Source organism: Mycobacterium sp. NPDC006124, assembly GCF_040614235.1.
Classification (GTDB): Bacteria; Actinomycetota; Actinomycetes; order Mycobacteriales; family Mycobacteriaceae; genus Mycobacterium.
The window spans coordinates 423,663-448,427 of sequence record NZ_JBEXUA010000003.1 but is presented as its reverse complement, the minus strand read 5'-3'; the positions used below and the strand labels follow the sequence as shown (position 1 = coordinate 448,427).

Below are 24,765 nucleotides of genomic sequence, written 5' to 3'. Positions count from 1 at the left end.
CCGGAGCCGCCCCGGCCGGGACGAAGACAGCTCCCGACACAGTCGTCGGCTGGCCGGTGTCGCCAGATGTCGAACGGTAGACCACCCGTGCAGCCAACAAACCTCTGTGCTTGAAGCTGTTCGCAAATCGCGGCATCGTGGTCGCGCTCACTAAGGAGCCTGGACCAGACCGCGATAGATCCGCGGAAGCGACCGGCGCGGAATCACCACCGCCGCGGCTGAGAACGGCGTCTAGCGCACGCGATCCAATCGCCATCGTCCACGGGAGAGTGACAATCGCAATCGTTAGCACGACAACGACGCCGGCGAGACAAAGCACGGCCTTCCACGCCGAGCCGCGGGTACGCATGGACCTCCTCATTGGCCGTCTTGCGCGGGTTCTGTTGATGGCGAACATGTGTTCTGGACGGGGCGATCGTTGAAGCGATCAGTAAGCCACCCGAACGCAGCACCGACATCGACGTCGCCGTGGCTCTTGCCGGGCCGCAGGCGGACATCGATGACATCACCCATTTCGCAACCCCGTTCGAGGGCCGCCTGTGTCCACGCAGGCAGCACCAACTGATCGGCGCCACCGTAAGTCACCAACATTGGTGCGACAGTGACACTCTGCGGCAGCGACATTGCGCGGAGATGATCTCGAAGTACGTCTACCGCCGCAGGACTAGCCGGACGAAGATCGTCGGCTGTTACCGATTGCAGAGTCGTAGCCCGCCGTTCGGCCCCGCTCGCCGAGCATTGCGACAAAACATCCCAGTTGTCCCGGACATACCCGCTACGGTAGTCATCGACGTTGATGTCCGCATACCGGCGAGCCAACGAAACTATTAGCCATTGATAGGCGGGCCTTTGCTCGTCCGTCAATGTGCCTGCGGCGGCCGCATCGGCTAGCCCCTCGAAGTCGGCCGGCGGTGACAGACTGGCGACGCCGACCAGCTTGCCTGCATCACCATAGGTCCTGGCCAATTCGTTCGCTGCCCATGCCGCCTGCCCACCTTGTGAGACGCCAAGCGCAGCCCAGACTTGAGACGTGTTCGGCACAAGCTTCTTCGTAGCACGGACCGAGTCGATGAGGTTGAAGCCCTCGACTGTTGGATCGAGATATGGATGCGTGAAGCCGCCGACGCCAAGCCCCTCGAAATCGGGAACGACGACAATGTATCTCGCCCTCACCATCGCCATCACCTCAGTCGCGGCACCGGAGAGTGCGGGGTCCAGGGACGGGGCGCATTCGGTCTGGATACCGCTAGTGGAGTGTCCGTAAGCGATAATCCGCCAACCGCCCTCGGGAGGTTTCCCTTGCGGCACAACGACGGTTCCAGAGACAGTCGTTCGATCGCGCCCGTTCGCAGCCGTCGACAGGTATGTGATCCGTGCTGCCAGTGACGCCGTCGAACGAACGCGTCGGTCGACGGCCGGCAGTGTGACGGCGGAGATCAGCGAACCCGGCCCATCACTGGAGAAGTCGCCGCTCAACTTCATCGCACTGTCCCGGGGCCTGGTTGCCGAGCCCTCGTCACGGCCGCAACCCGATCCGAGGACAGCTGTCGAGATTATTAACGCCATGACGAGAACTCGTCTCGTCGTCAGCCCGAATCTCTGGCCAAACGCCACATCGCAGACCATCTCAGCTGCCCCCACCGACGTACCACGGCTTGTCGCTCAGAGTGGCCACGGGACCATCCAAGGACCCGCACATATCGACGGGGACGGAACCGGAGAATCTGTCGCCCAGCCAGGCAAGGGCAATCAACGGGTCGATGTCAGTGTGCCCTCTGCCGGGCGCCGCGTATGACTCGGCGACGGCTCCCATGTCACATGCGCGCTTGACAGCGTCCGCGGTCCACTGAGCCGCAATGAGCCGATCCTCTAGGCCAAAGACGATTAACATCGGCGCACTGCTGCGGGTTTTCGGCACGCTCATCTTTTGAAGGTATTGCCGAAGAAGATCGGTTGCCTGGGTTGAGACGGGCCGCAAATCGTCAGGCGTAATCTGCTTCGCCAGTTCGGACCGTTCCCCTGCCAGCGGCCCGTCGCAAGCCGTAAATACATCCCACCGCTGTTCGACGATTCCCCGCCGGTAATCATCCAAGTTCAATTCTGGATGTTCCTTCTTCAGCGCCCAAAGTAGCCACGGAACGACGACTGCTTGCTCCAGCGTCAACTTTCCCGCCGCGGCGGCGTCCGCCAACCCCTCGACGTCTGCCGCCGGCGCGAGACTCACCGAGCCGATCAAATTCAGACCACTGCCATAGCTGTCCGCGAGTTCATTCGCCGCCCAAGAGGCCTGTCCACCCTGAGAGGCGCCATACGCCAGCCACCGAGTCGACGTGTCCGGAACAAGTTTACGCGCGACTCTGACGGCATCAATCATGTTGTTGCCAGCCGTAGTCGCATCAAGGTAGGGGTGGTACGAACCGCCAAGTCCCAGACCTTGATAATCCGGTACGGCGACGACGTACCCCTTTGTGAGCAATGTGGCCACTGCGTCCGCTGACCCAAGAAGGGAATTCGACAACGACGGGGCGCAAGGAGTCTGAATGCCAGTCGTGCCGTGGCCGAACGCGACGATGGGCCATCCTCCAGAGGGGGGGACTCCAATCGGAGAGAAAACCGTGCCCGATACGCGTTGGAGGCTACCATCGACCCCCGAGGTGGAGTCGTACGTGACACGAGCTGCGATGGACGACACCTTGATGATGCGCCTGTCAATGGTCGAGAGGGTTTCAGCGCTGCGCAACGTTCCCGGGCCTGCCCCCGAGAAGTCGCCGTTTAGGCTAAAACCCGCCTCCCTCGGCGGCGGGGGGGGACCCTTCTCGCAGCCAGCCGTCAGCACAACGGCGAATACGGCTAGTAGGGTCCGCACCCAAATGCGCCTTGCCATCAGCGGCCTTTCAACGAGCGTGCCTCGACGTCCGTCTCGCCGACCGTGGCGGCGAGCCGGCGCTTATCCAATACGGTGTCCCGCGCGGCACCACATAGCCAAAGCGCAAGACAACTAAGCAGAAGACCGAGGCTTGCGCCGACGGCAAGGGCTCGAAGGCGAGAGGCTCGCGCCAGGACAGCCATGGTCGGGTAGTCGACTGGAACTAAGTTCGCCGTAGGCCCGCCGTCAGCCCATTGCAGCTCCGTTGAAACCTGGACCAAATTCTGAGCAACCGCGGTCGATTCGCGAATGGCTGTTTCCTCGTCATCGGCAGTTGTCGAGACTGTCATCACCGCCGATTGTGGCGCAAATAGCACCGATACCCTCTCTCGCAACTCCGCGGGACTTTCGTCTAGTCCCAACTGATCAATGGTTCGAACCGCCACGAGGTCTGACAATGCAAGCTTCCCGTAAGTCGGAATACGGCTGACTGCGCCTCGGTCACCCTGGAATGCTGCGGGTACTCCGGCATCACCCGCCACGACTGCAAAAAGCCGGGCCGACGCGGTGTATTCGGGCTTTCGCAGCGTTTCCCCGACCTCTGCCGCGCCTGCGGACAGTACGGTGACCACCAGGATGATGGGCCATCCGATGACCAGCATTCGAATGTAGTCGCGAGGCCGTGGTACGCCTCTTGGGGGAATCACGACGATCCGAGGCAGGAACTTACGACAGTCTGTCCACCGAGGACGTCGCGCATCCACGGAAGACCGAAGGCGCTGTCGAGATCGCCGTGACCCTGCCCGATGCGTTTATCGATCTCGACGTCGGCCCCCAATTCGCACACCTTCTTCAGCGCGCCTTCCGTCCAGGCTGCATCCACAAGTGTGTCCTCAGTTCCGTACACCACCCGCATTGGACCGGTGGGCCGATTCTGCGGCAATGCATACGCTGCCAACAGTGCGCGTAATCGATCGGTATCTGCCTGCGTCGCCGGCTTGAGATCGGAGGCCAGCATTCCCGATCGGGTCTGCCCGATGTCGTCGAGGTTGGCCGGCAGGCAATCCAAGATCTCGTCCCAGTGCTCGGCCGTGTACCCGGAGCGGTAACGATTAAGATCGAGGTCGGGATGTGACCAGGAAAGACTCTGCAACACGAACACCATTGCGACTCGCTGTTCTTCGGTGAGTGTTCCGTCTTGCGCCTTATCCGCAAGGCCTGCCATGTCCGCCGCAGGAGCCATCGACAGCGTACCGAGCAGATTCAAACCCTTGCCATAGACACCAGCCCTGTCGGCGGCCGCCCACGCGGCCATTCCTCCGAGCGAGTGTCCAAATGCGATCCACTTATTGCTGACGTCCGCGCCGACCCGTTCCGCGGCGCGGACCGCGTCGATCATGTTGTTGCCAAAAGTCTTGGCATCAAGAAATGGATGATAGTAGCCGGGAACGCCGAGCCCTTGATAGTCCGTAGACGTGACGGCGAAGCCGTTCGAGATCATTGCGGCCATCATCGCGCTGTTACCGGGGAGTGTGCCAAAGTTACTTGGTGCGCACTTGTTCAGCACGCCTGTTGTGCCGTGGCCGAAAGATATGACCGGCCAGCCCCCCTTTGGCGCCTGACCTGCTGGAATGGCTACGACACCCGACACTTCGGTTGGACTGTCATCCATTCCGTAGGTGGAACGGTAAACCACTCGCATGTACGTGGCATCGATGTCTTCAAGCTCGGTCGCCCCCGCCATCGGGGTGACTGACACCAGTGACCCGGGGCCGTCATCGCGGAAGTCCGGAGACAAGTTGCCCACCGCTCCTTGAAAGGGTGGTGCGATATCGTGAACGACTGGTTCTTTCTCACCTGCGGGTGAGGGCCCGCCATGGCCCGACGCGCAGGCCGAGACGATCTGAAGCGTCATGAGGACGACACACATTGTGCGCAACGCGGACATGTCTACCGAGCTCCGGGCTTAGACCGCGTGCCACCGGAGCCCCGGGCCTCGTCGATGGAACCGCGAAGACGTGCGGGGTCGTCGTCAGACCGTCCGGCAGCCGTCTTTGCCGGCGCGCGACGCTTTCCGCCAGGCGACGCGGCTGTTTGCGATGACACGACCTCAGTCTCGTCATTGGCGCTGGAGCTTCGCCCGCGGCTTTCGACACTCTTGCGCTGTTTCGCGAGTTCACGGCGACCGACATGATCGAACGTGGCGACGGCGCCAAGAAACACGGCATGCGCTGAGGCCAAGGCCTCAATGGCTTTTCGCAGGGAGGCATTCTTTGTCCGCCCCACCCGTGCGATCACAATGCCGCCATCGCCAAGAGCAGAAACTAGCGACCCGTCAGCGCATTGTTCGGACGCTGGCGTGTCAATGATCACATAGTCGAAGCGGCGCCGGAGTTCCTCGATTATGTCCGGTGCGGACTCGCTGGCCCACAGCTGCCTTCGCGATGCTGGCACCGGCCCGGCCGGTAGTAGTGCGAAACCCGCATTGCCAGCGCGCTCGATGACAGCCTCGCTTAACTGACTCGTGTCGTCGAGCGCCGTGCTCAGCCCGCGCCGCTCGGCTTGCGCCCTCTGCCCAGCGGTCAAGCCGACCAGACTGTCGAGCGTGGGGTTGATGAAATCGCCGTCGACCAGCAGAACTGAATACTCCGACTCGGCGAAGGCGGCAGCCAGATCAACAGCGACGGTAGAGCGTCCTTCCCCGCGCGCCGGGCTGTTTACAGCGATGACCCGCACTCGATCTCCATCGGGGGTTCGACTGAACAAGAGGTTGGTTCGCAATTCTCGTAGGCGTTCGGCGCTCAACAGACCGGAGCCCAAGTCGATTACACCGACCTTTGATCGCTCCGGGTCGTCGATCAGCGAGCCAAGTAGTGGTGACCCTGCAACGGCCTCGACGTTGGCGTGCCGACGGAGCCTGGTGTCGGAGAATGCCGCCAACACTAGAAGCAGCAAACCAACGAAAAGACCCGCGGCCGCGCCGAGCCCGATACGAGTCAGCAAACTCAAACCGACTGCCTTGGTCGGATAGCTTGCGTCGTCGACGATGATGGCACCGGCAGCGGGTGTGCCGCCACGTCGAGACGTCTCGAGTTCGCTGACCAATTGGACGAGCTGGACGGACACCGCGTTGGCGTAGGTTTGAGCTAGCGCGGGATCCCGGTCCCGCGCGGTGACGTTCAGGAGCACGGTGTTCTCGACCGCGGCAGCAGTGATCTTGGACCGGAGATCCGCAGCCGACACCGACGCTCTCAGCTGGTCTACTGCTCTCGCAGCCACCTGCTCGCTCGTCGCCAGCCCAGCGTAGGAGACCGCTCTCTGCTGGGAAAAAAGATTATTCTGGTACGCGTCGCCGACTGACGAGCCGCTTTGCGTCGTGACGAATAGCTGCGCACTGGAGTCGTACTCCGGAGTCTTCACCAAGTAACTCACGTAGCCAATGCCTGCACCGACTGCGACGGTAACCAGCAGCAACCACCAAAGCCGCTGAAGAACGCGTAAGTAGTCCCCTATTTCCAACGGAAAAGCCTCGCTTCATTGCTCATCGATCGTTACGACTTCCAGTTTGCCGACCTCATCACCATAGCCCTCCAACGCTTCGCTAGCACGCGTGGTCGACGATAGGTAACTTGCATTCGGGGACTTGCGTGAGACCATTGGTAGCGTGACGCTGGCTAAGTGGACGCCCAACGGAGTTGTTCTGACGGCAGTGCTGATCGTGGGCATTCCGGCCGCAGTTGGAGGCTTGACATTTGCGAGTAGCAAACTGATCACCTTGGCTGCGGTCGGCTTGCTCGCGCTCGTACTGGCAGTCTATGTCGGTTTCCGTCATCCGCTGTGGCTCTTTTGGGGATGGGCCGTGATGCTTGGGCTCTTGCCTTTCGGCTACTTTCCGGGCGTGCATGTGCCGCTATTCCTACCGTTCCTGGCTGGCACAATCGTTGCAGCTGTTGTGCATCCAACGTCCCAGCGAGGCGTCCATCCACTCGAAATCGCACTCTTGGCGCTAGTTGTAGCGTCCGCGATGTCGGTCGTAGTTACCGCCAATGGCTTGACTGACTGGAGTGTCTTCATTCGATGGACCATGGCGACGATCGTCGTGGTCGCACTGGCCCGTTTGTCGCAGGCAGACTTAGCGAGATTTGGTCGCGTGTTCGTTTACGCGGCAACATTGAACGCGCTGTTCGGCATTCTCATGGTGACGGCGGATCCTGGCCAGAAATTCATGCGCATCTTTCACATCTTCGACTACGACAGAGTCGAAACAGCGAGGTACGCGATCGGCGATGAAGGACGTAGCAGGACGCTGCGCCTAGGCGGAACCTGGGTAGACCCGAACGGCGCCGGCATTTCCATAGGGGTGGCACTAGTGCTCAGCATCCTGCTGCTCAGGGGAAAGCTGCGCGCTGCAGCGTCATCGTTGTTAGCCGTAGCCCTCGTCTTGACGCTCAGTCGCGCAGCAATTTTTAGCGTGCTTGCGGGTATCGTGCTGGTACTGCTGTTTCACAGCATGGGGCGACGCACCCGGCAGACCATCCTGGGTAGCATCGTGCTGGTCGCCGTCATCGCCGTGAGCACACCGTTCATTCGTACTCGAATACTGTCCTCTTTCGGCAGCAACGACTTTGGCGCGGCTGATCGCGGGAAAGCGCTAGCGGCTTGGCCGCATTATATGTCAGGGCATTGGTTATTTGGCCTGGGATGGGCACGGCGCGAATTTTTGGATGGAGATTATTCGTTCAAGTTCAACATTGTGGCGAATGCCCCACTGATTGCCGCATATCGCGGCGGAATGATCGTCGGCATCATTTTCGTGGCAGTGCTCATCATTGGTTGTGTCGTTGGTTATCGCGCTCTTCGGTCCGACTCTCTACCCGCGGCCATGTTCGGGGGAGTATTCATCGGCTATTGTCTGGTGGGGTTGCAACTGGACCACCCGATCGTGCACATTCCACAACTGGTCATGGTGTTTTCGGTGTTTCTTGCGTTTTTAATCTATTTGGACAGAGAGAGGGTCGCCATCGCGACATCGTCGCCCGGTCCCTGCATCCCCGCCAATGTTGGCTCACCCGCGGTCAACGGTCGCGCCCAACAATAGATTGTCGCGCCCGATAGTACATTTAGGTCGCTGGCGGCCGGATGAGCGATTCAAGGGCCATCAGAGGCCGGTGAGCGAGCCAATGATCGCGATTCGACTCATAAAGATGGTTTCCCGCCGCCACTGCTGCCGCTCGATCCTTTAGTAATCGGCGGCACTCGGCAATGAACGCTCCGTCACCATCGAACGTCTGCATGGCGAAGACCGATCCAAGCGATCCCACGGCAAGGCTCGATCCGATGAATGGCAGGCCGACGCTTGCCGCCTCCAGGAGCTTCACTCGAACCCCTCCGCCAGTCAAGATCGGGGCCATCATCGCTCGGCAGGTGCTTAGCAAACCGTCAAGGTCCTCGACGAAACCGAGATCACGAACGCCATGAGGATAGGCAACATCTTTGGCCCCACCCGCCTTTGGCCCGACTACGACCAATTCGGCATCGGCTATCCCCTCGGCGATCCTCGGCCACAAGTCGAGTGCTCGCTCAAAAGCTTCCTGATTCGGAGGCCATGAACGAGTGCCCAAGAAGACTAGACGCGGCGAGGACGCTGACAGGTCAACCTGCTCGCCCGGCGGCATCGTAAGGTCCAGCCAACGTGCGTTCGCTACGCCGCGGCTGCGGTAGTACTCAGCCTCGTCGGCGTCGAGGGCTCCGACGGCGTCCGCTGCCCTGGCCACCCGCAGTTCGTCTCTGCGCAGTCGTGGCGCCTCTATCAGACCCAGGGCTCCTCGGGTGGCGCGCCAGACCAGGGCCTCCGAAACATGTGTATTGACCACAAGTCGCCGGTTCCCAGCGTGGGCACTCTCCAAGAAGGACTCCGCCATATACGCGTGCTCGGCAACGAAGATGTCGGCATCACATCGTTCGATGGCAGCCCGAAGCGCTTTTGTGTCGAAGCGCACGTGAACCATGCTTCGTCGTAGCCGGAGTGAGTGTTGCAAGAGGTCCGCTGGATTTATGTCAGGCTTCGCTATTCGGGTCAGGGGGAAGCCTCCCGGAGCCAAATTGGATACGGTGTGCCCTGCGACTGCCGAGAGACAGATCCCGGACGTGTCGAAGTCTGCGGACGCAAGCCTGATCGCGAGTCGGCTCAGAGCGACGTCGCCGCCACGCTCGAGTACTGGGTCCTTCGACATCAAGAATGTCACTCGAGGCTTACGTGTTGATGTCATGACCTCGGCCGTCGATAGAGCACTAGGGAATAAACCACCAGCAGCAACGTGTCGGCAGCGACCGACGCCAGGGCCGCACCTATTGCTCCGAATCGAGCAAGCAGCGCGACCGCAGCGAGTTTGACGGGTACGAGACCGACTGCAGTCGCGAGGCGCGTCAAATCGCGCCGCTGCGCGTAAAGAATTACTTGGAAGACGGAAATTATTGTCCTCATTCCGCAGAACGCCGCCATGATGAGCATGGCTACGGCGAGTTCGCTGGGGGCTGGCGACAGCAGTAGACCGACGCCGATCACGAGCACTAGCATGAACGACCCGGTGCCGATGAGCAGCGTGGTCCTGAGCGGTGGCCCACTTGAGAGTGAGCCACCGCCTATACGAAGCTGCTCGTGGTAGGTCATACCGAAGGACTGACCCACCGCGGTGACGGCGGCTGCAACGGTCCAACAGATTGTGTAATAGCCCACAACGGTGCTGTTGGTAAGGAAGCCCAGCAGAAGTACATCTCCCTGCAAGTAAAGCGCCGTGCCGAACATCTCGCCGATGAGAGCGGCGATGAGTCGTGGGGGCCCCGGCATGGCTGGTCGATGTCCTCTAACCGCGAAGGCCGCCAGTACAACCACGACCACATACGGGGATACGTAAAACAAACTCGCCGTGACCAGCGTCGGGTGGTCGACGCCGAACAGGTATGCCGCAGCCAAAGCCACGCTTGCCACCTGTCGGATGGTGTCGAGCCGCCATACGCGATCGGCGTGGCCATTACGGGCGAATTCGCTCTGATAGGCCTTAAAAGCCATTTCGCACCCTGCCACTGTAAGCCCGAACCAAGCGATGTAGTTCACGGCGAATAGGGCCGTGCCCGCCGCGATCAGTCCCACCCCTACCAGGAAGCGCCCGCTGCGCTCCGCTACGAAGCGTTGCTCCGACTCGCGCATTGCGCGTACGGTGAACGGGTTGTCGAGCGGCGGACCGATGACCGCCATGAGAGCAAATGCCATCCCGTAGTTGCCGTACTCACCCACGTTAAGCCGGGAGATTAGCGCCAGCGTCCACAGCAGTCCAACGCCTCGGCCACCGTACATCCAGAGCACCGCTAGGGCGGTCTTCATCAGATTCCGCGGGGCGGTGGCGGACGTGTCAGCCATCGACGAGGCTTCGACCAAGCATCCGAGACCATGCCGCCGCGAAGGCGTCCGCCGCTCGAGGAGCCAAGTTGGCTTCCCGCTCCCTATCCGAATTCTCGGCCAGTGCCGTCAGCCGCGCGGAGTCACTGATCAACAGGTTTAGCTCCGACGCGAAATTACTAGGTAAACCAAACGTTTCGACGCCGTCTGGCTTGACCACCAAGGCACCGCGCGTCTCATCGAGCTCAGCCAGGGAACCGTATGCGGTGCACACGACTGGTGTTCGATATGCCGTGGCATGAGCTACGACGCCTGACGCAGGATAGGTGTCTGCGTAAAAATGTCGCTTGCCGTATGGCACTACGACGGCCCTAATGGATTCGAAGAACGCATCTTCGTCAGGTCCATCCACGCCTCCCACAATTTCGATGCCCTCGGCGCGAGGGAGCGATTCGGTGCCGCGGCCCGCTATGCGAATCACGACGTCGCTGGGGAGTTGCGCGCGAATCCGCGCGATCTGCTCAAACCCCTTGCCGCGATAGACCATTCCGAAAAAACCGACCGCCTTTGGCCGCTCCTGTGCGGGTCTGATTCTTGGGCGCTCAGCGACTAGGTGAGTTATGTGATGCGTTTGGGTGTGAGGGTACATCTCTTGGATTGAGCGGCGCCCAGTCTCAGTCAGCGCGAACAGCGTTCGTCGACCACTGACGGCGCCTTCGATGGCACGAGACAACGGGCGAAGCGGATAATGAAGGCCGTGCATCAAAAGGCGATGGCGTGCTAAGAAGGCCGTACGCGCAGGCCACCAAACTCCCTGGGGTGGGTCGTGAATCGTCGCGGTGGTCGGAATGGCGTTCAGACCCGCTGTAGACCAAAACGGAGCCAACGCCCCTGCGCTCAGTTCGGCGTGCACGAGCACCCGCCCCGGAGGTCCTTCGGCCACAGCGGCGACAACTTGTTTTCTAAGTTGCCAAAGGCCGCGCACCGTATCATCGCCCGGGCCGCCGGTGCGGCACTCGACCACTTCGCCAAAATGCGGTCGAACTGCTCTGACGAGGTTCTCGGCGTAATCGCCTACAGCAGTAACGCCGTTTGCATTCGCGACATAAACGAGGCGGTATTCCGCGAGGTTCGCGCCCATCAGTAGAAGAGCGGACGGTATCTACCGGTGTACTGCAAGGCGTCGGCGTTTCGTTCGCCGATATGTTTCGCCGGCACCCCGCCTACGATCTCGAGTGGTGCCACATCCTTATTCACAACTGCCTGCGCCGCGACGACGGCGCCTCTGCCTATGTGCGAGGGCAAAATCATTGCGCGGCTTGCAATCCAGGCATAGTCATCAATGAGACTGGGTATTGGCACCGGCAAAAAATCAGGGTGGTTGACGTCGTGTCCTCCGCCCAGAATGTGTACGTCACTGGCTATAACCACGTTCTTCCCGATTGTCAGTCCGGCACGGGCATCGAGTAGACATCGGGCGCCAATGGAGCTGTCGCCCTCGATGGTGAGGAATTCAGGGTCGATGATGTTGGTGCCTCGGCAGATGCAGACGCCGGGACCTATTGTCGCGCCGCAAAGGCGCAGAAAGGTTTGCCGAATGAGGTGCGAAGGAATGTGAGTCACCAGCATGTTGAATAGTAGAAAGCCGAGGCGGTTTCTGATTTTCCGAAGCAGGCCCATGTCCTGCATGCGGTAGGCAATTTCTTTGCCGTCCTCGGTTGTCGTGCCCTCCCTCGGCGGCGGTGGAAGCTTGACTCGGCCGGATTTGCGTGCCAGCTCACCCGGAGCGGCCTTTGGTAATGCGGTCACGTACTCATCTCCCCTTTTGTAGCATTTTCAGCCTAAGCGTTGCTTATCGCGTTCGGAAGCGTTCATTGAATCGGCGACGAGCGCGTCTAGGGCGTCTATGAACCGCTCTTCGCTGAATTGCTCGACGTGGCGCCTAATATGGTCTGCAACGAATGATGAAGCTTCAAGCCTATCCAGCGCACTTTCGATCGAACTTGGATCTGGCTGGTCGAAGAAGACGCCTGTGACTCCCTCGGCCACCGTGTCCAAGAACCCGCCCCACCTCAGCGCGACGGTGGGTTTGCCCCAGATGCCGGCCTCTATCGGCGTGAGTCCGTAATCCTCGTAGCTAGCTGCAATCACGGCCCGGCAGTTGTCGTACAGCCAGGCCAGATTGTTATTCGACAGGTCGGACAGTAGCAGCACATTGGCGGTTTTCAGGTCACGAATCCGCGCCGCCTCGGGCCCACGCCCGACGACCACCAATTTCCTCGCTCCACCTGCAAACGCTTTGACTACCGCATCAACATTCTTGTACGGAAGCAGGCGCGAGACGCATAGGTAGAAAGAGCCGTCGTCGCCCAAAGAATCTGCCCACCGCCTTACCTCGCAAATTGGCTCGACTGCGTCGCTGCGTGACATGGCGACAGGCGGATACACGATGGGCGCGTCGATGCCATAGACGTCCGAAATCCGTCGCTGCACGACCTTCGAGATCGCTACGTATTGATCGCATGACGCAGCCGCCCTTCGGTCCCACGCCTTGAGGAGCGGAGACGCCGCCCTCAAAGCCGCTCGTTTTAACAAGCTGCCTTGCCCAAGGTACACATCCGGCATGTACAACCAACGGGCGGGCGAGTGGCAAAACGCCAGTTTGTGGCCACTTGCGCGGAAACCGTGCGCCCAGCCACTCGTGCTAGACAACACTACGTCCGCGTCTATGTAAATCGAACTAGAAGCGAAGGGCAGCAACGGGAGTGCCGCGCGATGTCGTGATCGAAGGAAACCCACCTTGTTCAGGCGGGAGACGCGTACGTCGAGGTCGGCGAACTCTGGGTAAGTGGAGGCAGGATCATAGAGCGTGGTGTAGATGGGCGCCTCGGGAAAGGCATGGCTCATTGCGAGAACGACCTTCTCAGCACCGCCGCGCTGAGTGAGGTAGTCGTGAGCTATCGCTACTCGCGGAGTCGTAACGGACTTCTCCTTGCCGTCGATGCCCTTCGCCATGTGGTCAGCCTACCGAAGTTCGCGGGCGCCTTCCTGACGCCTAGCTAACCGTCAACGACATTAAACAACATTGCTCAGGGCAACTCGACGAGTGTCGGTCCAATCTCGCGCCGCATATCGCCGGTCGCTGCGACGTGGGTGATCAGGCCTTGAAGCGGCACATTGAGCCTCTCACACCAGCCGTCGAATCTTCTCCCCCGCTCGAACCCTGCGTCCGATGGTCTTCGCGTGACCGCCATCAACAAGCCATCCAGTTACAAATGAGTAGCCGTGAGCCAACGTGCAGAGAGCACCCTCGAACCTTTGGTGGGGGCCGACCCGCGCAGGCAAGCAGGCCCCACACCGCCGGTCAGTACACGATCGATTAATCCCCCGCCAGCGTGTCTAAGGGCTGCTTAAGAGATCGCCTGGCTCAGCCGCTACCATCGACCCCCATGACGAGCGTTTCGGATCCTTCTGCACCCGAGATCGACATCCATACCTCCGCAGGCAAGTTGGCCGACCTCCGCAGGCGTACCGAGGAGACACTGCACCCGGTGGGCGAAGCGGCCGTCGACAAGGTCCACGCCAAGGGCAAGCTCACCGCTCGCGAGCGCATCTACGCACTCCTCGACGAGGGCACCTTCGTCGAACTCGACGCCCTCGCCAAGCACCGCAGCACCAACTTCGGGCTCGAGGCCAACCGACCCGTCGGCGACGGGGTGGTGACCGGCTACGGCACCATCGACGGTCGCGAAGTCTGCATCTTCAGCCAGGACGCCACCGTCTTCGGCGGCAGCCTTGGCGAGGTGTACGGCGAGAAGATCGTCAAGGTCCAGGAACTGGCGCTCAAGACCGGCCGTCCGCTGATCGGAATCAACGACGGCGCCGGGGCGCGCATCCAAGAGGGCGTGGTCTCACTTGGCCTGTACAGCAAGATCTTTCGCAACAACATCCTGGCCTCGGGCGTCATCCCCCAGATCTCTTTGATCATGGGCGCCGCCGCCGGCGGGCACGTCTACTCCCCCGCGCTCACCGACTTCGTCGTCATGGTCGACCAGACCAGCCAGATGTTCATCACCGGTCCCGACGTCATCAAGACCGTCACCGGTGAGGAAGTGACCATGGAGGAGTTGGGCGGCGCCCACACCCACATGGCCAAGTCCGGCACCGCGCACTACGTGGCTTCCGGCGAGCAGGACGCCTTCGACTACGTCCGCGATCTTCTCAGCTATCTGCCGCCCAACAGCGCCTCCGAGCCGCCGCGCTACCCCGCGCCGCCGCATCCCGGCGCCATCGAGGACAACCTCAGCGAGGAGGACCTCGAACTCGACACGTTGATTCCGGACTCGCCCAACCAGCCGTACGACATGCACGAGGTCATCACGCGCATCCTCGACGACGACGAGTTCCTCGAGGTTCAGGCCGGTTACGCGGGCAACATCGTCGTCGGCTTCGGGCGCATCGACGGACGCACCGTCGGGATCGTGGCCAATCAGCCCACCGTGTTCGCCGGCTGCTTGGACATCAACGCCTCCGAGAAGGCGGCCCGCTTCGTCCGCACCTGCGACTGCTTCAACATCCCCATCATCATGCTGGTCGACGTCCCCGGCTTCCTACCGGGCACTGAGCAGGAATACAACGGCATCATCCGGCGCGGCGCCAAGCTCCTCTACGCCTACGGCGAGGCCACCGTCGCCAAGATCACGGTAATCACCCGCAAGGCCTACGGCGGTGCTTACTGCGTCATGGGATCCAAGGACATGGGCTGCGACGTGAACGTCGCATGGCCGACCGCGCAGATCGCCGTGATGGGCGCCTCGGGCGCCGTCGGTTTCGTCTACCGGTCCCAGCTCAAGGAGGCGGCCAACGAGGGCAAGGACGTCGATTCCCTCCGTCTGGAACTCCAGCAGGACTACGAGGACACCCTCGTCAACCCGTACGTCGCCGCCGAGCGTGGGTACGTCGACGCGGTCATCCCGCCGTCGCACACCCGCGGGTACATCTCCGCAGCGCTGCGCCTCCTGGAACGCAAGATCGTGCAGTTGCCACCCAAGAAGCACGGCAACATCCCGCTCTGATCCGCTCTCCTTCTCCGACGAACGGACCACTCATGTCACAAGACGTCGACATCACCGAAGTCTCCGACCCCGACGATCTGACGATCGACGCCCCCGTGGCGTCAGCGGTTCCCGAGATCAAGATCCTCAAGGGCAATCCCTCCGACGAGGAGCTGGCGGCCCTCGTGACGGTGTTCGCGGGCAGTGGCGGGGGTTCCTCGGCGCCCGGCCCTCAGGAGCTCAACCGGTGGGGCCTGCCCGTGGATCATCTGCGCTACTCGCTCATCAGCTGGCAGCGGGTGACGGAGTACGAACGCGCCCACATGCGGCGCTGAGACGCTCGTGACACGCGTCGTCCTGGCGTCGGCGTCGCCTGGTCGACGGAGGATCCTTCGTGGGGCGGGCATCGATCCGGTCGTCTTGGTCTCCGGGGTCGACGAAGACGCGCTGACGGCGACCCTGCCCACCGACGCCGGACCGGACGTGGTGACCACCGCGTTGGCGACCGCCAAGGCCGAAGCCGTCGCACGCACGCTGGACACCGCGGTCGGAGCTGATTGCGTTGTGATCGGCTGTGATTCGATGCTCTTTCGCGACGGTCGGTTGTGGGGTAAGCCGGCCACGGAAGCCGACGCGATCAGAGGCTGGCAGGCCATGGCTGGCCGCTCGAGCGATCTGATTACAGGGCACTGCGTGCTCCGCGTGCTCGCCAACCGGATCGAACGACGGGCGGCGGCCCACGCGGTCACCACCGTTCGTTTTGGTCGGCCGTCGGCGGCTGAACTCGCCGCGTACGCGGGCACCGGAGAACCGGTCCAGGTCGCCGGCGGATTCACGCTCGACGGCCTTGGAGGCTGGTTCGTCGACGGGGTCGACGGCGATCCGTCCGCGGTCATCGGGCTCGGGCTGCCGCTCACCCGAAGCCTTCTGGAACGGGTCGGCGTGTCGGTAACGCAGCTGTGGCTCGCCAACCCCGTCACAGACTGACGCAGTCAACGTCGGCACCGGCGAGGATCAGACCATTGCCGAGATCGCCAAAATGGTCTCCGACGCAACCGGTTTCACCGGAGACACCGAGTGGGACGCCTCCAAGCCCGACGGCACACCACACAAACTCCTCGACGTCAGCACGCTGCGCGGGAGCGGCTGGCAGCCGACCATCTCGCTGCGCGACGGCATCGCCGACACGGTGTCGTGGTACCGGTCCAACCAGCAGGCCCTGAGGGTCTGACCCGGGTGTGACGAGCAAGTAGTCTCTAGGGGTGTCGCTGCCCGCAGACCCGCATCCCTCCCTTGCCGCCTACGCCCATCCGGAACGGCTGGTGACCGCCGACTGGCTGGCCGGCAACATCGGCCGCCCTGGACTCGCCATCGTCGAATCCGACGAGGACGTCCTGTTGTACGACACCGGGCACATCCCCGGCGCCGTCAAGATCGACTGGCATACCGACCTCAACGACGAACGCGTCCGCGACTACATCGACGGTGCCCAATTCGCCGCCCTCATGGACCGCAAGGGCATCAGCCGTGACGACACCGTCGTCATCTACGGCGATAAGAGCAACTGGTGGGCCGCCTACGCGCTGTGGGTGTTCACCCTCTTCGGCCATCCAGACGTGCGGTTGCTCGACGGCGGCCGCGATCTGTGGGTCTCCAACGGCCGCGACACCACGCTCGACGTACCGACCAAGACGGCGTCGGGCTACCCCGTCGTCGAGCGCAACGACGCCGAGATTCGGGCGTTCAAGGACGACGTGCTCACGACCCTTGGCCGCCAGCCGCTGATCGACGTCCGCTCACCCATGGAATACACCGGCGAGCGCACCCACATGCCGGACTATCCGGAGGAGGGCGCCCTCCGTGGCGGCCACATTCCGACTGCGACGTCGATCCCGTGGGCCAAGGCGGCCAAGGACAACGGACAGTTCCGCAGCCGGGCCGAGCTCGACGAGCTGTACGGCTTCTTGCAGCCCGAGGACCAGACCATCGTGTATTGCCGCATCGGCGAACGATCCAGTCACACCTGGTTCGTGCTGACCCACCTGCTTGGCAAGGAAGGCGTGCGCAACTACGACGGCTCGTGGACCGAGTGGGGCAACGCCGTGCGGGTGCCGGTGGCGATCGGAACTGAACCGGGCGAGGAGCCCGGCCGGGCATGAGTGGCATGCCGGATGCCCTGGCCGAGGTGGTGTCCGACTTCGCCGACATGCAGGGCCAGGACAAGCTGCAACTGCTGCTGGAGTTCGCCAACGACCTGCCGCCGATTCCCGCCGATCTCGAAGAGGCGGCCATGGAGCCGGTGCCGGAGTGTCAGTCCCCGTTGTTCCTTCACGTCGACGCCTCCAACCGGGCACGCGTACGGCTGTACTTCAGTGCACCCGCCGAGGCGCCGACGACGCGCGGCTTCGCGGCGATCCTGGCCGCGGGCCTCGACGAGCACTCCGCCGACGAGATCCTGGCCGTCCCGGACGACTTCTACGCCGAGCTGGGTCTCGGCAAGTTGATCAGCCCGCTGCGACTGCGCGGCATGTCGGCGATGCTGACGCGCATCAAACGCCGCCTCGCCGCGCCGTAGTCGAACGGCGACCGTGATCGCCGTCGGCGCGAACATAGCTACTCACCGGTAAGGGACCGGCGCGCCGACGGCCCTAACGCGCCCCTTAAACTGCCTCCGATACATTCTTAAAGAGGTTTCTTAGAGAACATGCCATCAGGAGGCGCAGTGCCAAGTCACGCCAGCTCGAAGATCTCCAAGGTGCTCGTCGCCAACCGGGGCGAAATCGCCGTCCGGGTGATCCGGGCGGCCAAGGACGCCGGGCTGGCCAGCGTGGCCGTGTACGCCGAGCCCGACGCCGACGCACCGCACGTCCGGCTCGCCGACGAGGCCTTCGGCCTTGGCGGACAGACCTCGGCGGAGTCCTACCTCGACTTCGGCAAGCTCCTCGACGCCGCGCAGAAGTCCGGCGCGAATGCCATTCACCCCGGCTACGGCTTCCTGTCGGAGAACGCCGACTTCGCGCAGGCAGTCCTCGACGCCGGGCTGATCTGGATCGGGCCCAGCCCGCAGTCCATCCGCGACCTCGGTGACAAGGTCACGGCCCGCCACATCGCCGCCAAGGCCAACGCACCGCTCGTCCCCGGCACCCCGGAGCCGGTGAAGGACGCCGACGAAATCGTGGCCTTCGCAAAGGAATTCGGCGTTCCGATCGCCATCAAGGCTGCCTTCGGCGGCGGCGGTCGAGGCATGAAGGTCGCCCGCACCATCGAAGAGATCCCCGAGCTGTTCGACTCCGCCACCCGTGAGGCCGTGGCCGCCTTCGGTCGCGGTGAGTGCTTCGTCGAGCGCTACCTCGACAAGCCGCGCCACGTCGAGGCGCAGGTCATCGCCGACACCCACGGCAACGTCGTCGTCGCGGGCACCCGTGACTGCTCCCTGCAGCGCCGGTTCCAGAAGCTGGTGGAAGAAGCCCCGGCCCCCTTCTTGACCGACGCGCAGCGCAAGGAGATCCACGAGTCCGCCAAGCGCATCTGCAAGGAAGCCGGGTACTACGGCGCAGGCACCGTCGAGTACCTGGTCGGCCAAGACGGACTGATCTCGTTCCTCGAGGTCAACACACGGCTGCAGGTCGAACACCCGGTGACCGAGGAGACCTCGGGCATCGACCTGGTGCGCCAGCAGTTCCGGATCGCCAACGGCGAGGCCCTCGACATCACCGAAGACCCCACCCCCCGGGGCCACTCCTTCGAGTTCCGCATCAACGGCGAGGACGCCGGCCGCGGCTTCCTCCCCGCACCGGGACCCGTCACCCTCTTCGAGCCGCCCACCGGTCCGGGCGTGCGCCTGGACTCGGGCGTCGAGACCGGGTCGGTCATCGGGGGCCAGTTCGACTCGATGCTCGCCAAGCTGATCGTCACCGGCGCCACCCGCCAGGAGGCACTGGACCGCTCGCGCCGCGCACTGGCCGAGTTCACCGTCGAGGGCTTGGCGACGGTCATCCCGTTCCACCGCGCCGTCGTGTCCGATCCCGCCTTCATCGGTGACGACGACGGCTTCAGCGTCCACACCCGCTGGATCGAGACCGAGTGGGACAACACGGTCGAACCGTTCACCGCCGGCGCACCGCTCGACGAAGAGGACGCCCTCCCCCGCCAGAAGGTCGTGGTGGAGATCGGCGGTCGTCGCGTCGAGGTGTCGCTGCCCGGCGACCTCGCCATCGGCGGCAACGGTGGCGGTGCCGCGGCGTCCGGCGTGATTCGCAAGAAGCCCAAGCCGCGCAAGCGTGGCGCGTCCGGTGGTGCCGCCGCCTCTGGCGACTCGGTTACCGCGCCCATGCAGGGCACCGTGGTCAAGGTGGCCGTCGAAGAGGGCCAGCAGGTCGCCGCGGGTGACCTCATCGCGGTGCTGGAGGCCATGAAGATGGAGAACCCGGTCACGGCCCACAAGGACGGCACCGTCACCGGGCTGTCCGTCGCGGCTGGCGCCGCGGTCACCCAGGGCACCGTGCTCGCCGAGATCAAGGACTGAAAGCCGGCCGGGTGGCCAGTTAGCACACGCCTCTTCGCCATTGGCGTGTCGCAAGTGGCCACTCGGTAGGTTGGCATCATGGAACCCGTCGAGATCAACAACGGCACGTGGTACCTGCGCGGACTGCGCTACGACGACCGCGTCGACGACCGGCCCGCACTGGCCGACCTGGGCGAGACCGACCTCGACCACGTCCACGACGCCGAGGACGGCTGGGCCGACGACACCCTCTACACATGGGCCGTGTGCGAACCGTCGACCGGTGAACTGCTCGCCGAGATCACCCTGAACCCGACGACGGGATTCATGCAGAGCAGGGCGCGGCCGGGGCACGAGGACGCCGCTGCCATGTCGGAGGACACCGTGCGCCGGTACGCCTCGGAGATCCTCAACATCCGGGTCAACACATGACCTCGTCGGTTCCCAGCCCACCCAGCTCCGCCCGCCCGAAAGTCGTCACCGTCACCGGCGCCGCCGGTCAGATCGGCTACGCCGCGCTGTTCCGCATCGGCGCCGGCGCACTGCTCGGCCGTGGCGTCCCGGTGACGCTGCGACTGCTGGAGTTGCCGTCGGCGATCCGGGCGGCCGAGGGGGTGGTGATGGAACTCGTCGACAGCGCCTTCGACCTGCTCGCCGACGTCGAGATCCACGACGACCCGGTGCGCGCGTTCGACGGCGTCGACGTCGCACTGCTGGTGGGCGCCAAGCCCCGTGGCAAGGGCATGGAACGCGCCGATCTGCTGGCCGCCAACGCCGCGATCTTCGCCGACGCCGGGCGAGCCATCAACGCCGGTGCGTCCTCCGACGTCCGGGTCGTGGTGGTCGGAAACCCCGCGAACACCAACGCCCTCGTCGCCGCCGCCCACGCACCGGACGTCCCGTCGCAACGGTTCACCGCGCTGACCCGTCTCGACCACAATCGCGCTCTGGCCGCGCTCGCCGCCCACGCGGGCGTCCACGTCACCGACGTCTCCCGGGTGACGGTGTGGGGCAACCACTCCCCGACCATGTACCCCGACGTCTTCCACGCCGTCGTCGGAGGTCGGCCGGGTGCCGAGTTCGCCGCCGACACCGATTGGCTGACGAACCACTTCATCCCCACCGTCGCCACCCGCGGCACCGCGATCATCGAAGCCCGCGGCACCTCCTCGGCGGCCTCGGCTGCCAACGCCGCCATCGATCACGTGCGCGACTGGGTGGACGGCACCGACGCCGACGACTGGACGTCGGTCGCCGTGGCCTCGCCGGGCGTGTACGGCATCCCCGAGGGCATCGTGGCGTCACTTCCCGTGCGCGCGGTCGACGGCTCGTGGCAGGTGGTCGAGGGCCTCGAGATCAACGAGTTCTCCCGGCAGCGCATCGACGCGTCGGTCGCCGAGCTGAAATCCGAACGCGCGGCGGTCGCCGCGCTCGGCCTGCTCTAGCGTGCCGAGGTCGCGGTCCGGAAGGCGTCCACCGCTTCGAACGGCAGCGGCCCCCGGCTGCCGACGCGATAGCCGTTGTCCTGACACCACTCTCGGATCTGGACGCGCTCCTGACCGGTGACCTGCTTGCGCCACGGGTCGACGCGAGCCAGGTGCCGTCGCTGCGCCGCCCTCACCCGGCGCCCACATGCCGCCCACTCGCCCAGGACGCGACGAAGCTCCTCGGCGTGCTCCGGAGACAGGTCGATCGAGTACAGCTGACCGTCGAGGCCGAACTGGACGGTTTCGGCTGCCGCCGTGCCGTCCAAGGCGTCGACGAAGTCGTCGTTCGTCTTCTTTCCCATGGTCGATTGCCCCCCTTGCCCCTCACGCCCGTAGGCGCCAATCCCCCGGCGGCCGATGTCGGCCGCCGTCGGCAGAAACTCCCCATCCCTGCGTAGTGAGGTGTATACCACCTTCCGTCTCCTCACTACTCGTCGACGTCGGCCCCCGTCGCGAGATCGCCGCACTCGACGAGGACCACGCCCGGCGTGCTCCGGATGAAGGTCCGCGCACCCTCGTCACCGTCCAGCGCCGCCGACAGCGCCGCCCGGTGCCTATGAGCGATCACCACGGGGTGACCCGGACGCCCGCCGAACGTCGCACGCGCCAGGCCCGAGTCGGAGTCCACTGTCGCGGCCAGCACGCGGCTGACCACGTCGGCGCCGACGTCGGGAGTGTCGACCAGGTGCAGGACGACGAGATCTGCCGCAGTCGCCGCCGCCAGGCCGCTGCGTATCGACGCGCTCATCCCGACCGCCCAGTCCGGCGCCACCACCGCGCGGGCGGGCGGGGGCACGTCGACCATCGCGGCACCCAGCACGACCACCACGTCGTCACATCCGCCGTCGGCCAAGGCTGCGACCGCGGCGCGTAGCCACTCACCTTGTCGAGCAAGCACTTTGGGCATGCCGTAGCGCGTTCCGGCCCCGGCGGCCAACAGGACGCCGACGACGAAGCGAGCTCTCGACATGCGAACATTCTCATCCTGGTCGATTCTTGAGTCGTGTCCACCCCACGGTCGGCCCCGCCACTCACCGACAAGAAGCGCGTGCACCCGGTCGACGAGGTGCTCCCGCTACCGAAACTCGCGACCTACGGGTTCCAGCACGTCGTCGCGTTCTACGCGGGCGCAGTGCTGGTGCCGATCATCATCGCGGGCGCCATCGACCTGCCCGCCGATCAACTCGTCAAGCTGATCACCGCCGACCTGTTCACCTGCGGTATCGCGTCGATCATCCAGGCCGTCGGGTTCTGGAAGGTCGGCGTGCGGTTGCCGCTGCTGCAGGGCGTCACCTTCGCCGGCGTCTCCCCGATCATCGCGATCGGACTGGCCAACGGCGGCGGCGCTCCCAGCCTGCTGTACGTCTACGGCGCGGTGATCGTCGCGGGTGTGTTCACGTTCCTGATCGCACCCGTCTTCATCAAGCTGCTGCGGTACTTCCCGCCAGTGGTCACCGGCACCCTCATCACGATCATCGGGTTGTGCCTCGTGCCCGTCGGCGCGCTGGACGCGGTCACCAATCCCGCCACGCACCAGCCTGATCCGACCAACATTCGCTGGTTCCTGTACGCGCTGGGCACCATCGCCATCATCGTCGGCATCCAGCGCCTGTTTCGCGGCTTCATGGCCACCATCGCGGTGCTGCTGGGTCTCGTCGTCGGCTGCGTGGTGGCCTATGCGCTGGGCGACATGAACTTCGCCAAGGTCGCCGAGGCGTCCGCCGTCGGCTTCACGCCACCGTTCCTGTTCGGCCTGCCCAAGTTCGACTTCGTCGCGTGTCTGACGATGATCATCGTGCTTCTCATCACGGCCGTCGAGTCGACGGGCAGCACGATTGCGACCGGCGAGATCGTGGGCAAGCGCGTCAAGGCCTCCGACATCGGCAACGTACTCCGGGCCGACGGCCTGGCGACCACGATCGGCGGCGTCTTCAACTCCTTCCCCTACACCGCCTTCTCCGAGAACGTCGGCCTGGTGCGCCTCACCGGCGTGAAGAGCCGGTGGGTGGTGGCCGCGGCCGGCGTCATCATGATCGTCCTGGGGTTCCTTCCCAAGGTGGCGGCGGTCGTCGCGTCGATCCCGAACCCCGTGCTGGGCGGCGCCGCACTCACCTTGTTCGCCACCGTCGCGGTGGTGGGCATCCAGACCCTCGGCAAGGTCGACTTCACCGATCACCGCAATTTGATCATCGTCACCACGAGTCTTGCTCTCGCACTGTGGGTTACGTCCTACCCGGACCTCGCCAAGGCGATGCCCACCGGCCTGAACCTGATCTTCGGCAGCGGTATCAGCATCGGTGCCGTGGCCGCGATCGTGCTCAACATCGTCTTCTTCCACACGGGGTCGCGCGGCCCGCGGGTGGCCGGCGGCGGGTCGATCACCCTCGACGAGGTCAACGCGATGACCAGGGAGCGCTTCACCGAGGTGTTCGGCGACGTGGTGCAGAACGTGCCGTGGGCGGTGGACCGCGCCTTCGAGCAGCGCCCCTACACCGACACCCACGCCCTTCGGGAGGCCTTCCAGGATGCCGTCCTGACGGGCACGTCCGCACAACAGGACGAACTGCTCAACGCCTTCCACGACCTCGGCGCCGAGGACGAGACGGGTCGCGCACTGGCCGTCGACCACGTGGCCTTGTCCAATCTGGACGACACCGACCACGACGACGTCGTGGAACTGGCCGGCGCGTACCGCGAGCACTTTGGCTTTCCGCTGATCATCTGTGCGCGTGAGACGGAACGCTTCGACCGGGTCCTCAAGAACGGCTGGTCGCGGATCGACAATTCACCCGCCGCCGAGCGCGCGTTCGCGCTCATCGAGATCGCCAAGATTGCGAACTACCGCTTCGACGACCTCGTGGCCGACGCCAATCCGATTGCCGCAGCGCGATTCGGCCGGCTCAACGAATTGCAGTAGATGCCTGGCAAGGGGTTGCCCCGAGAACGCCTGGGTCTGGACGGCTTCAATCGGCTCAGCACACGCCAGCAGATGAACGTGCTGTTCGGCGTGTGCTCGTCTCCCATCTGGGCGCGACGAGTGCTGGCGGGCGGCCCGTTTCGCGACGCCGACGCCCTACTCGACCGCGCCGACCGGGTGCTGGCCGAGCTCCCCGACCCGGAGATCGACGCCGCGCTCGACGGTCATCCGCGGATCGGCGCCAAGGTCGACAACGCGTCCTCGGCCCGCGAACAAGCCGCCGTCACGACCGCCGCGGACGCCGTGAAGGCCGAGTTGGCCGTCAAGAACGCCGAGTACGACGACAAGTTCGGCTACGTGTACCTGGTGTGCGCCAGCGGACGCTCGGCCGAGGAGCTACTCGCCATCCTCACCGACCGCCTTCACAACGACCCCGACACCGAACGTCGGGTGATGCGCAGTGAGTTGGCGAAGATCAACCGCTTGCGGTTGGAGCGGCTGTTGAGCGAGCCGCCGCCCGAATCCGGGGCAAGATGACCAC

Annotated in this window: 23 protein-coding genes and 1 pseudogene; 12 read left to right on the top strand and 12 right to left on the bottom strand. The window is 64.0% G+C overall.

Annotation, left to right across the window (positions count from 1 at the left end; genetic code table 11):
- Nucleotides 1-357: 357 nt before the first annotated feature.
- The 5 genes from ABZ195_RS09070 to ABZ195_RS09050 all read right to left on the bottom strand — a co-directional run bounded on the left by ABZ195_RS09070 (nt 358) and on the right by ABZ195_RS09050 (nt 6,385).
- Entirely contained in the window at nt 358-1,482 is a 1,125-nt protein-coding gene (locus ABZ195_RS09070; protein WP_355216835.1) for a lipase family protein, read from the bottom strand.
- 145 nt (nt 1,483-1,627) lie between these two features.
- Nucleotides 1,628-2,485: a lipase family protein gene (locus ABZ195_RS09065; protein WP_355216833.1), complete on the bottom strand. Its 858-nt coding sequence runs from the start codon at nt 2,483-2,485 to the stop codon at nt 1,628-1,630.
- 398 nt (nt 2,486-2,883) lie between these two features.
- Nucleotides 2,884-3,528: a hypothetical protein gene (locus ABZ195_RS09060; protein ID WP_355216832.1), complete on the bottom strand. Its 645-nt coding sequence runs from the start codon at nt 3,526-3,528 to the stop codon at nt 2,884-2,886.
- Nucleotides 3,529-3,569: 41 nt separating this feature from the next.
- Entirely contained in the window at nt 3,570-4,781 is a 1,212-nt protein-coding gene (locus tag ABZ195_RS09055) for an alpha/beta fold hydrolase (RefSeq protein ID WP_355216830.1), read from the bottom strand.
- Nucleotides 4,782-4,816: 35 nt separating this feature from the next.
- The gene (locus ABZ195_RS09050) at nt 4,817-6,385 is read right to left on the bottom strand and encodes an AAA family ATPase (protein ID WP_355216828.1); all 1,569 of its coding nucleotides are present in this window, start codon (nt 6,383-6,385) and stop codon (nt 4,817-4,819) included.
- Between the two features lie 145 nt (nt 6,386-6,530).
- Between ABZ195_RS09050 and ABZ195_RS09045 the strand changes: the two genes are divergently transcribed.
- Complete coding sequence (locus tag ABZ195_RS09045) at nt 6,531-7,964, top strand: O-antigen ligase domain-containing protein (protein WP_355216826.1); 1,434 nt, start codon at nt 6,531-6,533, stop codon at nt 7,962-7,964.
- A gap of 22 nt (nt 7,965-7,986) precedes the next feature.
- Here ABZ195_RS09045 and ABZ195_RS09040 read toward each other — a convergent pair whose 3' ends face one another.
- From ABZ195_RS09040 to ABZ195_RS09020, 5 genes are all read right to left on the bottom strand, one after another.
- Entirely contained in the window at nt 7,987-8,865 is an 879-nt protein-coding gene (locus ABZ195_RS09040; protein ID WP_355216824.1) for a glycosyltransferase family 4 protein, read from the bottom strand.
- A gap of 266 nt (nt 8,866-9,131) precedes the next feature.
- Complete coding sequence (locus tag ABZ195_RS09035) at nt 9,132-10,283, bottom strand: hypothetical protein (protein WP_355216823.1); 1,152 nt, start codon at nt 10,281-10,283, stop codon at nt 9,132-9,134.
- A complete protein-coding gene (locus ABZ195_RS09030) occupies nt 10,276-11,403 on the bottom strand; it encodes a glycosyltransferase (RefSeq protein WP_355216821.1) in 1,128 nt (375 codons plus the stop codon). Before ABZ195_RS09030 ends, ABZ195_RS09035 begins: the two co-directional genes overlap by 8 nt.
- Nucleotides 11,403-12,071: an acyltransferase gene (locus ABZ195_RS09025; RefSeq protein WP_355216819.1), complete on the bottom strand. Its 669-nt coding sequence runs from the start codon at nt 12,069-12,071 to the stop codon at nt 11,403-11,405. The genes ABZ195_RS09030 and ABZ195_RS09025 overlap by 1 nt, the downstream gene beginning before the upstream one ends.
- Before the next feature lie 27 nt (nt 12,072-12,098).
- Complete coding sequence (locus ABZ195_RS09020) at nt 12,099-13,277, bottom strand: glycosyltransferase (protein ID WP_355216818.1); 1,179 nt, start codon at nt 13,275-13,277, stop codon at nt 12,099-12,101.
- 434 nt (nt 13,278-13,711) lie between these two features.
- On the opposite strand from ABZ195_RS09020, the gene ABZ195_RS09015 reads away from it, so the two are divergent.
- The 9 genes and pseudogenes from ABZ195_RS09015 to ABZ195_RS08975 all read left to right on the top strand — a co-directional run bounded on the left by ABZ195_RS09015 (nt 13,712) and on the right by ABZ195_RS08975 (nt 21,265).
- Nucleotides 13,712-15,337, top strand: coding sequence for an acyl-CoA carboxylase subunit beta (locus ABZ195_RS09015; RefSeq protein WP_355216816.1), 1,626 nt, complete (start codon nt 13,712-13,714; stop codon nt 15,335-15,337).
- Nucleotides 15,338-15,369: 32 nt separating this feature from the next.
- Nucleotides 15,370-15,651 (top strand): acyl-CoA carboxylase subunit epsilon, encoded by a 282-nt coding sequence (locus tag ABZ195_RS09010; protein WP_355216814.1) that lies wholly within the window; start codon nt 15,370-15,372, stop codon nt 15,649-15,651.
- Between the two features lie 7 nt (nt 15,652-15,658).
- Nucleotides 15,659-16,303 carry a nucleoside triphosphate pyrophosphatase gene (locus tag ABZ195_RS09005; RefSeq protein WP_355216812.1) on the top strand — a complete coding sequence of 215 codons (645 nt, stop codon included), beginning with the start codon at nt 15,659-15,661 and terminating at the stop codon, nt 16,301-16,303.
- Nucleotides 16,304-16,307: 4 nt separating this feature from the next.
- Nucleotides 16,308-16,547: pseudogene (locus ABZ195_RS09000) on the top strand (GDP-L-fucose synthase); the annotation flags it as partial.
- Between the two features lie 31 nt (nt 16,548-16,578).
- A complete protein-coding gene (locus ABZ195_RS08995; protein WP_355216811.1) occupies nt 16,579-17,475 on the top strand; it encodes a sulfurtransferase in 897 nt (298 codons plus the stop codon).
- Nucleotides 17,472-17,891, top strand: a complete 420-nt coding sequence (locus ABZ195_RS08990; protein WP_355216809.1) for a SufE family protein — start codon at nt 17,472-17,474, stop codon at nt 17,889-17,891. Before ABZ195_RS08995 ends, ABZ195_RS08990 begins: the two co-directional genes overlap by 4 nt.
- Before the next feature lie 147 nt (nt 17,892-18,038).
- Nucleotides 18,039-19,841 carry an acetyl/propionyl/methylcrotonyl-CoA carboxylase subunit alpha gene (locus ABZ195_RS08985; RefSeq protein ID WP_355216807.1) on the top strand — a complete coding sequence of 601 codons (1,803 nt, stop codon included), beginning with the start codon at nt 18,039-18,041 and terminating at the stop codon, nt 19,839-19,841.
- 78 nt (nt 19,842-19,919) lie between these two features.
- The gene (locus ABZ195_RS08980; RefSeq protein WP_355216805.1) at nt 19,920-20,252 is read left to right on the top strand and encodes a hypothetical protein; all 333 of its coding nucleotides are present in this window, start codon (nt 19,920-19,922) and stop codon (nt 20,250-20,252) included.
- Nucleotides 20,249-21,265, top strand: a complete 1,017-nt coding sequence (locus ABZ195_RS08975) for a malate dehydrogenase (RefSeq protein WP_355216803.1) — start codon at nt 20,249-20,251, stop codon at nt 21,263-21,265. Before ABZ195_RS08980 ends, ABZ195_RS08975 begins: the two co-directional genes overlap by 4 nt.
- Here the strand turns inward: ABZ195_RS08975 and ABZ195_RS08970 are convergent.
- Both ABZ195_RS08970 and ABZ195_RS08965 read right to left on the bottom strand, forming a co-directional pair.
- Nucleotides 21,262-21,609, bottom strand: a complete 348-nt coding sequence (locus ABZ195_RS08970) for an Lsr2 family protein (RefSeq protein WP_355216801.1) — start codon at nt 21,607-21,609, stop codon at nt 21,262-21,264. The two genes, ABZ195_RS08975 and ABZ195_RS08970, sit on opposite strands and share 4 nt — an antisense overlap.
- A 125-nt stretch (nt 21,610-21,734) precedes the next feature.
- Nucleotides 21,735-22,277, bottom strand: a complete 543-nt coding sequence (locus tag ABZ195_RS08965; protein WP_355216799.1) for a nucleotidyltransferase family protein — start codon at nt 22,275-22,277, stop codon at nt 21,735-21,737.
- A gap of 33 nt (nt 22,278-22,310) precedes the next feature.
- Here ABZ195_RS08965 and ABZ195_RS08960 point away from each other — a divergent pair, with 33 nt between their 5' ends.
- Both ABZ195_RS08960 and uraD read left to right on the top strand, forming a co-directional pair.
- Nucleotides 22,311-24,224 (top strand): solute carrier family 23 protein, encoded by a 1,914-nt coding sequence (locus ABZ195_RS08960; protein ID WP_355216797.1) that lies wholly within the window; start codon nt 22,311-22,313, stop codon nt 24,222-24,224.
- A complete protein-coding gene (gene uraD, locus ABZ195_RS08955; RefSeq protein ID WP_355216795.1) occupies nt 24,225-24,761 on the top strand; it encodes a 2-oxo-4-hydroxy-4-carboxy-5-ureidoimidazoline decarboxylase in 537 nt (178 codons plus the stop codon).
- Nucleotides 24,762-24,765: the final 4 nt, after the last annotated feature.

What these genes read in the sequence shown, in the direction of transcription:
- ABZ195_RS09070 (WP_355216835.1), bottom strand. Translation starts at nt 1,482, where the DNA reads ATGAAGTTGAGCGGCGACTTCTCCAGTGATGGGCCGGGTTCGCTGATC.
- ABZ195_RS09060 (WP_355216832.1), bottom strand. Translation starts at nt 3,528, where the DNA reads ATGCTGGTCATCGGATGGCCCATCATCCTGGTGGTCACCGTACTGTCC.
- ABZ195_RS09055 (WP_355216830.1), bottom strand. Translation starts at nt 4,781, where the DNA reads ATGACGCTTCAGATCGTCTCGGCCTGCGCGTCGGGCCATGGCGGGCCC.
- ABZ195_RS09035 (WP_355216823.1), bottom strand. Translation starts at nt 10,283, where the DNA reads ATGGCTGACACGTCCGCCACCGCCCCGCGGAATCTGATGAAGACCGCC.
- ABZ195_RS09030 (WP_355216821.1), bottom strand. Translation starts at nt 11,403, where the DNA reads ATGGGCGCGAACCTCGCGGAATACCGCCTCGTTTATGTCGCGAATGCA.
- ABZ195_RS09020 (WP_355216818.1), bottom strand. Translation starts at nt 13,277, where the DNA reads ATGGCGAAGGGCATCGACGGCAAGGAGAAGTCCGTTACGACTCCGCGA.
- ABZ195_RS09015 (WP_355216816.1), top strand. Translation starts at nt 13,712, where the DNA reads ATGACGAGCGTTTCGGATCCTTCTGCACCCGAGATCGACATCCATACC.
- ABZ195_RS09010 (WP_355216814.1), top strand. Translation starts at nt 15,370, where the DNA reads ATGTCACAAGACGTCGACATCACCGAAGTCTCCGACCCCGACGATCTG.
- ABZ195_RS08990 (WP_355216809.1), top strand. Translation starts at nt 17,472, where the DNA reads ATGAGTGGCATGCCGGATGCCCTGGCCGAGGTGGTGTCCGACTTCGCC.
- ABZ195_RS08980 (WP_355216805.1), top strand. Translation starts at nt 19,920, where the DNA reads ATGGAACCCGTCGAGATCAACAACGGCACGTGGTACCTGCGCGGACTG.
- ABZ195_RS08975 (WP_355216803.1), top strand. Translation starts at nt 20,249, where the DNA reads ATGACCTCGTCGGTTCCCAGCCCACCCAGCTCCGCCCGCCCGAAAGTC.
- ABZ195_RS08970 (WP_355216801.1), bottom strand. Translation starts at nt 21,609, where the DNA reads ATGGGAAAGAAGACGAACGACGACTTCGTCGACGCCTTGGACGGCACG.
- ABZ195_RS08965 (WP_355216799.1), bottom strand. Translation starts at nt 22,277, where the DNA reads ATGTCGAGAGCTCGCTTCGTCGTCGGCGTCCTGTTGGCCGCCGGGGCC.
- uraD (WP_355216795.1), top strand. Translation starts at nt 24,225, where the DNA reads ATGCCTGGCAAGGGGTTGCCCCGAGAACGCCTGGGTCTGGACGGCTTC.